The following is a 12,148-nucleotide window of genomic DNA, read 5'->3' as shown; positions in this document are numbered from 1 at the left end:
TAAAGCGTTTTGGTTACTTTTCGCCGGGCCGCGCAGGCTTCTCAAAAGTGACCCGCCGTAAGGGCGGAACCCTAAGTAGCCGTTACCGCAGCAACGGATATACACACGGTATCTCTCTATCGAAAGCCCACAATCAAGTGTTGTGATCGATATCCAACTTGCTGAACGTCACCTTCCCACCTTCGCTGGTATAGCCACTGTTGTCCTGCACATACACACCAGCCTTGAAGTACAACGGCTTGACCTTCCATTTGGAACTGATGGTGGTGTACCAACTACGACCCGCCGCAGTAATACCCAGGTCACCCGTACGATCAAGGTGAAGCCGATAACTAAAGGACTGAGCCAGCTTCACGCCGGACGCGACGGTAATAACCCGACCCTCATCGTCATCGGGACGCATGCGGACCTTGGCAACGATGTCGCCAGTCTTGCCGTCATCCTTGTACTGGTACTCCAGTTTCACCATGGGCTTGCTGCTGTCCTTGGCATGAATCTGCCCGATCACGATCTTGCCGCTGCTGGGCACCTGGTTGACCACCAGGGTCGCGCTCAATTTATTGTCGGCGTCAGGGTAGACCCAGTTGCGCAAGGTGCCGTCTTTATAGGTTTCCCGTAATTCACTGCGCGGGTAGATCGCGTTTTCGGTCTTGGTGCCGGTGACAGGCGACCAGAAGTACACCGTGCTGCCTTCTGAGTTGAAGTACTTATCCTTGAACCCATCCACCAGTCGAGGCGTTTCGATGGTCTTCGGTGGGCTGCCCTCGGGGATGCTCAGGTTCCAGGTTGCAAGATCGACCATGTTCGGATCCTTTCTGAGAAGAAGAAATGATTTACGCCACAGCCGGAGGGCTCTAAGACGCGCTTTTGCTGAGGCCAAAAAGGGGGCGCGAACGTGTATTTGGCACGTTCGTACGGCGGAGGGTTGGCGTCAACAGTCCGTCAGAGTTGCGTTTGCCGGTTTGGTGCCCGAGATAGGCGACCGTTAGTCGGCTAGTAGGAATTTTTCGGGAACGTGGCGATATGGCATCTGTCTATGGCGCCCTGTTGTGGGGCGTCAAACAACCCATAGGGAGGTTTTTGTCGCACGAGGCAAGCAGCGTTCCTTGCTGCTATGGCGCTACGAGAGGGCGCAATCAGAGGTTGTGATCGATATCCAGCATGCTGAAGGTCACTTTCCCGCCTTCGGTGACGTAGCCGGTGTTGTCTTGCACATACACGCCTGCCTTGAAGTACAGCGGCTTGTCGCTCCAGGTGTTGCTGATGTTGGTATTCCACTGATAGCCGGCGCCGTTGATGGTCAGGACGCCGGCGGGGCTGAGGTGAATCAGGTAGGAGAACGACTGGTTCAGCTTGATGCCCGTGGCGATGGTGATGACCTGGCCCGATTCGTCATCGGGGCGTATGCGGACCTTGGCGACGATGTTGCCGGTGGAGCTGTAGGTCTTGTACTGGTACTCCAGCTTCACCATGGGGCTGGTGCTGTCCTTGGCGTGGATCTGGCCGATCACGATCTTGCCGCTGCTGGGCACCTGGCTGACGGTCAGGGTCGCGGCCAGTTTGTTGTCCGCCGCCGAATACAGCCAGTTGCGCAATGTACCGTTGCTGTAGGTCTCCCGCAGTTCGCTGCGCGGGTAGATCGCGTTTTCCGTCTTGGCGCCGGTCACCGGTGCCCAGAAGAACAGGGTCCCGGTTTCGGAGTTGAAGTATTGGTCCTTGAACCCCTGTACCAGCAGCGGGGTTGAAATGGTTGCCGGTGGGCTGCCCTCGGGGATGCTCAAGTTCCAGGTGGCGAGATCGATCATGTCCGGATCCTACGTAACGAAGCGAAAAAAGTTGAAGCCCTGGCGCGGGCTCTAACTCGCGCGTTGTGGGCGTGTTGATCACGCAGGATGGGTGTTTTTCGACAACCGTCCGGCGGATGATTGACGTCAATTGTTCGTCGTTGGTGTCTTTGCAGTTTTTGTGCCCGAGGTGGGTGACCGTTAGTCGGCTATTTCGGGCTTTGTCTGGATGATGGCGCGATGACACCTACTGCTTTTCAAAATCCCGGTCTAGAGTGAGGGGACAGTATTTGTCCGATTTGCTACGTAAAAACGGACGTGGCGCCCGATAAGAGAAGCAGCATGGAATGCGCGCAACCAACGCCCGGCGAAGACAGCTCTGTCCTTTTGATTGTTGATGATTACCCTGAAAACCTGCTCAGCATGCGGGCCTTGTTGCAGCGGCAGGATTGGCAGGTGATGACCGCGTCCTCGGGGGTCGAGGCGCTTAACCTGCTGCTCGAACACGACATCGATCTGGTGCTGCTGGATGTGCAGATGCCCGAAATGGACGGTTTCGAAGTGGCGCGCCTGATGCGCGGCAGCCAGCGCACGCGGCTCACGCCGATCATTTTCCTGACCGCCAACGAGCAATCCCAGGACGCGGTCATCAAGGGCTACGCCAGTGGCGCCGTGGATTACCTGTTCAAGCCCTTCGATCCGCAAATCCTCAAGCCCAAGGTCCAGGCATTGCTCGAGCACCAGCGCAATCGCCGGGCCTTGCAGCGCCTGAGCCAGGATCTCGAAGCGGCCAGGGCCTTCAATGCCTCGGTGCTGGACAACGCCGCCGAAGGCATCCTGGTGGTGGATGAGAATGGCTGTATCCGCTTCGCCAACCCGTCTACCTGCCGTTTGCTCAATGCCACCGCCGACCAGTTGCAGGGGATGCCGTTCCTGGATTTCCTGCAGAAACCCCATATTCCCGAATGGGCCGATTCTGATATCCATAATGCCTATCGGCGCGGTGAAACCTGGCGACTGCATGACGCGGTACTGCGCACGGCACCCGGCCAGCAGGTGTCGGTGGCCTTGTCCTGTGCGCCGCTGCCCTCGGAGCAGAAGGCGATGGTGGTAACGCTGCAGGACATGTCCGTGGTTCGCCACTTGCACCAGCAGCTCGAATACCAGGCCGTCACGGACCCGCTGACTGGCTTGCTCAACCGCCGGGGCTTCTACCAGACCGCGGAAAACCTGTTGATGCGCAGCGAGCGGCTGGAAAGCAACTGGGTGCTGCTGTACCTGGACCTCGATGGTTTCAAGCGGGTCAATGACTCGCTGGGGCACGACGCTGGGGACCGGGTCTTGCGCTGGGTGTCGGAGCAGTTGAAGGCGTGCCTGCGCCCCTTCGATATCCTGGCGCGGCTGGGCGGTGACGAGTTCACAGCCCTGCTGGACCTGGAGTTTCCCGAACAGGCGGCCAAGATCGCGGAGAAACTCATCGAGCGCGTCGCGATCTGCCAGCAGATCGAAGGCATGGACGTGGCACTCGGTGCCAGCATCGGCATCGCGACGTACCCGGACTGCGGCGCCAACCTCGATGGCTTGCTACGGGCCTCCGACATCGCCATGTACGAAGCCAAGCGTGCCGGTCGCCAGCAATACCGTTTCTATGACCACGAAATGAACGGTCGAGCCCGTTCACGGCTGATGCTGGAAGAGAGCGTGCGCTCGGCCATCGAAAACCGTGATTTCAATATGGTCTACCAGCCGCAGGTGAGCATCGTCGACGGGCGGATCCGTGGGTTCGAGGCGCTGTTGCGCTGGCAGCATCCGAGTGTCGGCGATGTGCCGCCGGGCCTGTTCCTGCCGTTGCTGGAAGAGGCGCGATTGATCAGTCGGCTGGGCAGTTGGATTTATCATCGCAGCGCGGCCCAGCGCAAAGTCTGGGAGCGTTTGTTCGCTGACGACCTGGTGTTGGGGGTAAGCCTGAGCAGCACTCAGTTCGGCATGCCGAACCTGGTGACCGAGTTGCGCCAGGTCCTGGAGCGCCATGCCTTGAAGCCTCGGCAGTTGGAGGTCGAGGTGACCGAGGATGCGCTGATGCGCAATCCCGATGAAACCCAAAAGCAGTTGCGGTTGCTGCGCCAGCTCGGGGTGCGGGTGGCGTTGGATGACTTCGGTTCGGGCCCGTGTTCGCTGACGCATCTGCGCGACCTTGACCTCGATACCCTCAAGCTGGATCGGCACTTGATTGCCCGCTTGCCGGGGTCGCCCCGGGACGCCGCGTTGGCCGCCTCGGTCATCGACCTCTGTACGCAGTTGGGTTTGCGGGTCATCGCCGAAGGGGTGGAAACCCGCGAGCAGTATCTGTGGCTACACGCCCACGGCTGTGAGTTCGTGCAGGGGTTCCTGGTGGCGCGACCGTTGATGGCCGAAGACACCGATGTCTTCGCCACGCCCTTCGACTGGAGCGCGGTGCAGGCCTGAATTCGCTACACTGGCGGCCTCTTGTGACTGTGTTGCCTGCCGATGACCGCGCTCAAATACCTCCAGGCCTACCCCGCCGCCTTGCAAGCCCAAGTGCAGCAATTGATCGCCCAGGACCGCCTGGGCGATTACCTGCAACAGCGCTACCCGGATCGGCATCCGATCCAGAGCGACAAGGCCCTGTACGGTTATGCGCTGGACCTCAAGCAGCAATACCTGCGTAACGCGCCGGCCATCGACAAGGTATTGTTCGACAGTCGCCTGGACCTGACCCACCGTGCTCTCGGCCTGCACACCGCGGTGTCGCGGGTGCAGGGCGGCAAGCTCAAGGCCAAGAAGGAAATCCGCATCGCGGCGCTGTTCAAGGACGCGGCACCCGAGTTCTTGAAGATGATCGTGGTGCACGAGCTGGCGCACTTCAAGGAGTCGGACCACAACAAGGCCTTCTACCAACTCTGCGAACACATGCTGCCGGGCTATCACCAACTGGAATTCGACCTGCGGGTGTACCTGACCTGGCGTGACCTGCAACCTCACAAGGACTGACCGGATGGACGTGAGCAAGACCAAGACCAGTTTCTACCGTCGCCTGTACGTGGCTTACCTGATCGACAGCGGCCTGGCGAGCAACGTCCCGGCGCTCACTGAAGTCACCGGCATGCCGCGACGCACTGCCCAGGACACGGTCGCGGCCCTGGCGGACCTGGATATCGTGTGTGAGTTCGAACAAGAGGAGGGCGCTCGCAACCACGCCGGGCGTTATCGGATTCGCGACTGGGGGGCGATTGACCGGGGGTGGATCGAGGAGAATCTGCCGCGGATCAAGGCGGTGCTCGAGTATCCCTGATTTTTGGGTGGTGTTTGGGCTGGCCCTATCGCGAGCAAGCTCGCTCCCACATCGATCTTCGGTGAACACGCGATTGATGTACGACCTGGATCCACTGTGGGAGCGAGCTTGCTCGCGATGCCGTCATCAAGGTCGATGCATACCGATGTGTGGAATCCCATCCTCCAGGTATTCCACCCCCACCACTTCAAACCCGTACCGCCCGTAGTACCCCTGCAGATGCGCCTGGGCCGACAATGAGATCGATGTGCCGGGCCAATGTTTCTCGGCCTGCTTGAGCGCTTGCTCCATCAGCGTGTGGCCCAACCCCTGGCCGCGCGCCTGGGGAGCGATGATCACGCGCCCGATCACTACGTCGCTGTTCTGCGAGTGTGGGTCGAGCAAGCGCAGATAGGCCACCAGGTGGTTGTCGTGCCAGGCCATCAGGTGGCAGGTGTCGCCCTCCAGGTCCAGCCCGTCGACGTCCGGGTAGGCGCAGTTCTGCTCGACGACGAACACGTCGGAGCGCAATTTGAGGATGGCATACAGCTGTTCCTTGCTCAGGTCACTGTGATGTTTGCAGACCCACTCGATATCCATTTTTGAATTTCCTGAAGAACCTGCTGCCGATATTAAGCGTGGTTGGCTCGGAAGTCTCTTGCTCGCGCGACCGGAAAATCTGTGACAAAGACCAAAATGCCATCATTCCTTTGTCGCGGTGCTGTCGTCTTTGTGTAATCTTCGTGACAGCCCTGCGCAGCGGTTCCAATGAGCTAATGTTAGGACCGGGTGTCCGAGGATGCCTGTTGAGTTTCGGCTAAAAACAAACCGGGCTTTGAACCCGTCAAGGACGTTTGGCATGCCGCGATTGCATCGAACTCTTGCATTGATCGGGTTGCTGTTGCTGAGCTATGAGGCTTGCGCGCAGAAGTTGCGCCTGGTCGCCGATGCCTGGCCGCCCTTTACCGATTCCACCTTGATCAATGGCGGCCTGGCGACCGATATCGTCAGCACCGCCCTGGCGCGGGCCGGCTATGCCACCGACTTCGAACAGGTGCCCTGGGCCCGGGCGATGCTGGGCATCGGCGAGGGCCGCTATGACGTGCTGATCAACGCCTGGTACAGCGAGGATCGCACCCATATCGGCCGGTTCTCGGCCGAATACCTGATCAACCGCGTGCTCTTCATCAAGCGCAAGGACGAGGCGATCCAGTTCGACAGCCTGCAACAGCTGCGTGCCTATCCCATCGCTGTCGTGCGCGGTTATGCCTATTCCAAGGATTTCGATGAAGACCCGCAGATGCAGAAAATCCCGGTGCATAACTTCGCCATGGCGGTGCGCATGCTGGCTGCCGACCGCGTGAAGTTGACCCTGGAAGACGAGTTCGTCGCCCGCTATTACCTGGCCCGCGAATCGCCCAAGGTGCGCAGCGCCGTGGAGTTCCTGCCCAAGCCCTTGAGCGAAAACAGCCTGCACATCCTGGTCAGCCTGAAGAACCCGGAGCATGAGCAGATCGTGGCCGGGTTCGATCGGGAGATCGCGGCGATGAAGGCGGATGGGAGTTATGCGCGGTTATTGAAGGCGCATGGGATGTAGCGCCTGAGCCGGCCCTATCGCGAGCAAGCTCGCTCCCACAGTGGATCGCTGGTGTGCACAGACTTTGTGTTACAGCAGATTCAATGTGGGAGCGAGCTTGCTCGCGATGAGGTCCGCTTGGACACCACAGCCCTCAAGCCTCGCCAGTGTCCTTGATCAAATGCGCCGCCAACGTGCGCAACGGCCCCAACTGTCGACAGATCAGCCCCAGTTGCGTCTGCACCAGGCGCTGGCCTTCGTCGATTTCATCGGGCATCTGTTCAAGCTCGCTGGCCAGGGCTTCCTCTTCGTCGCTCTGGATCGCAATCGGTTGTTTGCTCGCCAGGCCCTGGGCGATTTCGTCGATGCTCGCTGCCAGTCTCACCCCGGCACCGTCGATCAACTGTTCGCGCACTTCCGTCGGCAGTTCGGTGCCCCGGTGGGCGCCCAGGCCGGACAAGTAACTGAGCAGGGTGTGGGACAGCACCAGGAAGCGGAACCCCACATCGGCTTCCTTGCGGAAATGCCCAGGCTCCATCAGCATGTTGGCCAGCGTGGTGGACAGCGCGGCATCGGCGTTGTGGGCGTTGCGTCGGGCCAGGCGGTAGGCCAGGTCGTCACTTTTGCCCGCGGCGTATTGCTGCATGATCTGGCGCAGGTAAATGCTGTTGCAGGTCAGCGTGTTGGCCAGCACTTTGTTCAGTCGCCGACCTTGCCAGTCGGGCAGGAACAGGAACACCGCCAGCCCGGCGATCAGGCTGCCGAGCAAGGTATCGAACAGCCGCGGCAGCAGCAGACCATAGCCGTCGCCCACCTGGTTGAAGCAGAACAGCACCATGATGGTGATCCCCGCCGTCGCCAGGGTGTAGCGGGTGGTGCGGTTGGTAAAGAACACCACCCCGGCGGCAATGGCGAAGCACGACTGCACCAGCGGGTTGGGGAACAGATCGAACAACGCCCAGGCCACCGTCAGGCCGATGGCGGTGCCGATGATCCGCTGGCCGAGCTTGCGTCGGGTGGCGCCGTAGTTGGGTTGGCACACGAACAGCGTGGTGAGGATGATCCAATAGCCCTGGGACGGGTGGATCATGTGCACCACGGCGTAACCCACGCTCAAAGCCAGGGGCAAGCGCAGGGCATGGCGGAACAGCAGCGAGGTGGGCGTGAGCTGGGTGCGCAAGCGCAGCCAGACATCCTTGAGGCTGCGCGGCGAGCGGTCCAGCAGGCTGCTGTCGGTGGCGTCGGCCAGGGCGTCGGGGTTGCTCGCGTCGCTGAGCAGGCGGTCCATGGTGCCCAGGTTCACCGACAGGGCTCGCAACGAACGCAGCAAGCCGCGCCAGGCCGGGTTGCTCTGGATGCGCAGGTGCTCAAGGGACGCGTGCAGGTCGTTGAGGGCCTCGGCGAAGGTGTCGTCGTAGACGAACGGCTGGCGCAGTTGGATCGACTCGGCCAGCGCCTGGCAGGCCTTGCCTTGCTGGCGCAGCAGGCGCTGGCAGCGGAACAGCACGTCGCTGTGGAAGAAGGCCTCGGTCAGCGCGTTGTAGGGATAGTGGGAGGAACTGGCGCGTTCGTGGATGTCCTGGGCCAGGAAGTACAGCTTCAGGTAGCGACTGACCTTCGAGCCCGGCCGGCCGTTGCCCACGCGGTGCAGGATGATTTCCTTCGCGCTGTTGAGCGCGGCGACCACCCGGCCATTCTGCTGGGCCAGTTCCAGGCGGCGGGCCTCGACGTCGAGTTGACGGATCGGCTCGAGGAGCGACGACTTGAGTTTCAGGTAGCGTCCCAACTCGCGAAACAGCCGCGCCAGGCTTTGCTGCACCGGTTGGTTGGAAAACAGCGCCTGCCACAGCACCGAAAGCAGGCCGTACCAGGTGGCGCCGGCCACCAGCAGCAGCGGCTCATGCCAGAAATCGGTGACCGCGCCGCCGCGCTGATCCACGCCGATCATGGTGTAGACCGAAAGGATCAGGGTGGCCGAGGCAATCGCGCCATAACGTTCACCCAGGGCCCCGAGCATGGTCAGGCCGAAGCTCGCCAGGGCCAGGGCGACGATGAACAGGACGGGGTAGGGGAACAGCAACTCCACCGACAGCGCCGCAATGGTGAAGCACACCAGCGTTACGGCCAGCGCGTTGAGGCGGCCCTGCCAACTGTCGTCGGTCTCGGCCAGGGCGCTGGCGATGATGCCCAGGAACAGGGGGATCAGCAGCGCCATTTCGTCCAGGTACCAGCACAGCCCCATGCTGCCGGTCAGGGCGATGAACACCCGCACGCTATAACTGAACTTATCCAACGCCCAAAGGCGACGCAAAGACTGGCTAAACGAGTTCGATGACATGAAGTGCACGGGCCTGACGGGCAATGACGCTAAATTGAGGCAGTAATGACGCCGACGCAATGGCGGCGATCACATCTGACAGCAAAAAGTGTTCCGGGAGCCGCCACCAGTCCCTGTGGGAGCGAGCTTGCTCGCGATGGCGGCAGTCCTGTCACATTGATGTTGACTGAACCAGCCCTATCGCGAGCAAGCTCGCTCCCACAGGGTTACTGCTCACATTCAAATCATGTCGGATCAGACGTACTGCGCCGCCGCATAACCCGAAGCCCACGCCCACTGGAAATTGAACCCGCCCAGGTGCCCTGTGACGTCCAGCACTTCGCCGATGAAGTACAGGCCAGGGCTTTTCAACGATTCCATGGTCTTGGACGAGACTTCTCGGGTGTCGACGCCGCCCAGGGTAACTTCGGCGGTGCGGTAGCCTTCGGTACCGGCGGGGACGACGTTCCAGCTCGCCAATTTCTCGGCAATGTCCGCCAGTTCCGCGTGGGTGTACTGCTTCATGGGTTTGGACACGAACCAGGTGTCGGCCAGCAGGTTGGCCATCTTCTTGGTGAACAGCTCGCCCAGCAGGGTCTTGAGTTCGCTGTTGGGGCGTTCGGCCTGTTGCTGTTGCAGCCATTGTGGCACGTCGTGGTCGGGCAGCAGGTTGATCTGCACCGTGTCCCCCGGTTCCCAGAACGAGGAAATCTGCAGGATCGCCGGCCCGCTCAGGCCGCGATGGGTGAACAGGATGTTCTCGCGAAAACTCTGGTCGTTGCAGCTCACCAGGCAATCCACCGAGGTGCCTGACAGCTCGGTGCACAGCGTCTTGAGCTGATCGGTGATGGTGAACGGCACCAGCCCGGCGCGGGTCGGCAGCAGCGCATGGCCAAACTGTTTCGCCACCTGATAACCGAAGCCGGTCGCCCCGAGGGTCGGGATCGACAGCCCACCCGTGGCGATCACCAGGGATTGGCAGGCGAGGGCGCCAAGGGTGGTTTGCAGCAGGTAGCCGCCGTCGGTTTTTTCGATCTGGGTGATCGACGTGTCGAGGTGCAGGCTGACGCCGGCCTGGTCGCATTCATTCAGCAGCAGGCCGAGGATGTCGCTGGATTTGTTATCGCAGAACAACTGGCCGAGTTTTTTCTCGTGATAGGGCACGCCGTGCTTGGCCACCAGGGCGATGAAGTCCCACTGGGTGTAGCGGGCCAGGGCCGATTTGCAGAAGTGCGGGTTCTGCGACAGGAAGTTGCCCGGCTCGGTGTACATGTTGGTGAAATTGCAGCGCCCACCGCCCGACATGAGGATTTTCTTGCCGGCCTTGTTGGCGTGGTCCAACAGCATCACCTGCCGCCCGCGCACGGCCGCGGTCAGCGCACACATCAACCCCGCGGCGCCAGCGCCAATGATCACGACTTCGGTAGAGCGCAAAACGGTGTCCTCTCAACTTTCTCGCACACTGAATGTGGGAGCGAGCTTGCTCGCGATGGCGGCGTCTCAGGCAGCATCAATGCCGCTGATCCACCGCTATCGCGAGCAAGCTCGCTCCCACAGTTTGATCTCTGTTGGGTTGCAGATCGCTTTACAGGATCCGCACCCGCAACGAGCGCCCCTTGATCTTGCCATCGTTCAGGCGTTGCAGGGCCTGTTTGGCGATGCCGCGTTCCACGGCCACATAGGCCTGGAAATCGAAGATCGCGATCTTGCCGACCTGGGCACCGGGGATGCCGGCCTCGCCGGTCAGGGCACCGAGGATGTCGCCGGGGCGGACCTTGTCCTTGCGCCCGGCGCCGATGCACAGGGTGCTCATGGCCGGCAGCAGCGGGCCGCCGCCCTGGGGCTTGAGGTTGTCCAGTTGGTCCCAGCTCAGGGGCGACTTCTGCAGTTGCTCGATGGCCTGGGCGCGGTGGGCTTCGGACGGCGCTACCAGGCTGATGGCGATGCCTTTCTCACCGGCGCGACCGGTGCGGCCAACGCGGTGGATATGAATTTCCGAGTCCCGGGCCAGTTCGACGTTGATCACCATGTCCAGGGCATCGATGTCCAGGCCGCGGGCCGCCACGTCAGTCGCTACCAGGACCGAGGTGCTGCGGTTGGCGAACATCGCCAGTACCTGGTCGCGGTCGCGCTGTTCCAGGTCGCCGTGCAGGCCAACGGCAGAAATGCCCTTGGCGCTCAGGTGGTCGACGGTTTCCTGGACCTGCTGCTTGGTGAAGCAGAACGCCACGCAGGAGGCCGGGCGGAAATGCGCCAGCACCTTGACCACCGCGTCCATGCGCTCCTCGGGGGAGATCTCATAGAAGCGCTGCTCGATCTGCGCGTCGGAGTGAAACGCCTCGGCTTTCACTTGCTGCGGGTTGCGCATGAACTTGGACGACAGTTGCTTGATGCCCACCGGGTAGGTGGCGGAGAACAGCAGCGTCTGGCGGCGTTCCGGGGTCTGCTGGATGATGTCTTCGATGGCGTCGTAGAAGCCCATGTCGAGCATGCGGTCGGCTTCGTCGAGGATCAGCGTGTTGAGGCCGTCGAGCACCAGCGAACCCTTGCGCAGGTGTTGTTGGATGCGTCCCGGCGTGCCGACGATGATGTGGGCGCCGTGTTCGAGGGAAGCGATCTGCGGGCCGAAGGACACGCCGCCGCACAGGGTCAGGACCTTGATGTTGTCTTCGGCGCGGGCCAGGCGACGGATTTCCTTGGCGACCTGGTCAGCCAGCTCGCGGGTGGGGCACATCACCAGTGCCTGGCAGCCGAAGAAGCGTGGGTTGATCGGGTTCAGCAGGCCGATGCCGAAGGCGGCGGTCTTGCCGCTGCCGGTCTTGGCCTGGGCTATCAGGTCCATGCCCTTGAGGATCACCGGCAAGCTTTGCGCCTGGATCGGCGTCATCTGGGCATAACCGAGTGATTCGAGGTTAGCCAGCATGGCGGCGGACAGGGGCAAAGTATTAAAAGCGGTGGCAATGGTGGTCACGGGACTGGCCTGCAAAACAAAATGTCGCGCAGTGTAGCAGCCTCGTGCCACTTTCTTCGAAAGTTCTGGACGAGCTGTGGGGCAGGGTCCGGAAGCAAGACCATGGGGACAAGGCTGTGGGAGCAAGGCTTGCCCGCGAAACAGGCACCTCGGTTATTCAAGGCACCGCGTGCTCCTTATCGCGAGCAAGCTTTGCTCCCACAACTCC

Annotated in this window: 10 protein-coding genes; 4 read left to right on the top strand and 6 right to left on the bottom strand. The window is 61.4% G+C overall.

The features are described from left to right. Positions 1 to 133: 133 nt before the first annotated feature. Positions 134 to 802, bottom strand: coding sequence for a polysaccharide lyase family 7 protein (locus J4E53_RS19130; RefSeq protein ID WP_060740253.1), 669 nt, complete (start codon positions 800 to 802; stop codon positions 134 to 136). A 334-nt stretch (positions 803 to 1,136) separates the two neighbouring features. After that, the gene (locus J4E53_RS19125) at positions 1,137 to 1,805 is read right to left on the bottom strand and encodes a polysaccharide lyase family 7 protein (protein WP_060740254.1); all 669 of its coding nucleotides are present in this window, start codon (positions 1,803 to 1,805) and stop codon (positions 1,137 to 1,139) included. A 321-nt stretch (positions 1,806 to 2,126) separates the two neighbouring features. On the opposite strand from J4E53_RS19125, the gene J4E53_RS19120 reads away from it, so the two are divergent. The 3 genes from J4E53_RS19120 to J4E53_RS19110 are packed head-to-tail and all read left to right on the top strand — an operon-like array spanning position 2,127 to position 5,097. After that, complete coding sequence (locus J4E53_RS19120) at positions 2,127 to 4,250, top strand: bifunctional diguanylate cyclase/phosphodiesterase (protein ID WP_060740255.1); 2,124 nt, start codon at positions 2,127 to 2,129, stop codon at positions 4,248 to 4,250. 42 nt (positions 4,251 to 4,292) lie between these two features. Next, positions 4,293 to 4,796, top strand: a complete 504-nt coding sequence (locus J4E53_RS19115; RefSeq protein ID WP_060740256.1) for a M48 family metallopeptidase — start codon at positions 4,293 to 4,295, stop codon at positions 4,794 to 4,796. Positions 4,797 to 4,800: 4 nt separating this feature from the next. Further along, positions 4,801 to 5,097 (top strand): helix-turn-helix domain-containing protein, encoded by a 297-nt coding sequence (locus J4E53_RS19110; RefSeq protein ID WP_060740257.1) that lies wholly within the window; start codon positions 4,801 to 4,803, stop codon positions 5,095 to 5,097. Between the two features lie 126 nt (positions 5,098 to 5,223). Here the strand turns inward: J4E53_RS19110 and J4E53_RS19105 are convergent, their stop codons facing one another. Continuing rightward, a complete protein-coding gene (locus J4E53_RS19105) occupies positions 5,224 to 5,676 on the bottom strand; it encodes a GNAT family N-acetyltransferase (protein WP_060740258.1) in 453 nt (150 codons plus the stop codon). Between the two features lie 259 nt (positions 5,677 to 5,935). Between J4E53_RS19105 and J4E53_RS19100 the strand changes: the two genes are divergently transcribed. Next, positions 5,936 to 6,673, top strand: coding sequence for an ABC transporter substrate-binding protein (locus J4E53_RS19100; protein ID WP_103309624.1), 738 nt, complete (start codon positions 5,936 to 5,938; stop codon positions 6,671 to 6,673). 133 nt (positions 6,674 to 6,806) lie between these two features. Here the strand turns inward: J4E53_RS19100 and yccS are convergent, their stop codons facing one another. The 3 genes from yccS to dbpA all read right to left on the bottom strand — a co-directional run bounded on the left by yccS (position 6,807) and on the right by dbpA (position 11,892). Further along, on the bottom strand, positions 6,807 to 8,990 hold the full coding sequence (gene yccS, locus J4E53_RS19095; RefSeq protein WP_103309623.1) for a YccS family putative transporter: 2,184 nt from the start codon (positions 8,988 to 8,990) through the stop codon (positions 6,807 to 6,809). Positions 8,991 to 9,224: 234 nt separating this feature from the next. Then, positions 9,225 to 10,403: an NAD(P)/FAD-dependent oxidoreductase gene (locus J4E53_RS19090; RefSeq protein ID WP_103309622.1), complete on the bottom strand. Its 1,179-nt coding sequence runs from the start codon at positions 10,401 to 10,403 to the stop codon at positions 9,225 to 9,227. A 151-nt stretch (positions 10,404 to 10,554) separates the two neighbouring features. After that, a complete protein-coding gene (gene dbpA / locus J4E53_RS19085) occupies positions 10,555 to 11,892 on the bottom strand; it encodes an ATP-dependent RNA helicase DbpA (RefSeq protein ID WP_237140825.1) in 1,338 nt (445 codons plus the stop codon). Positions 11,893 to 12,148: the final 256 nt, after the last annotated feature.

Source organism: Pseudomonas sp. FW305-28 (assembly GCF_017351395.1).
GTDB classification, from domain to species: Bacteria; Pseudomonadota; Gammaproteobacteria; order Pseudomonadales; family Pseudomonadaceae; genus Aquipseudomonas; species Aquipseudomonas fluorescens_AA.
This window is presented reverse-complemented; position numbering and strand designations above follow the sequence as displayed.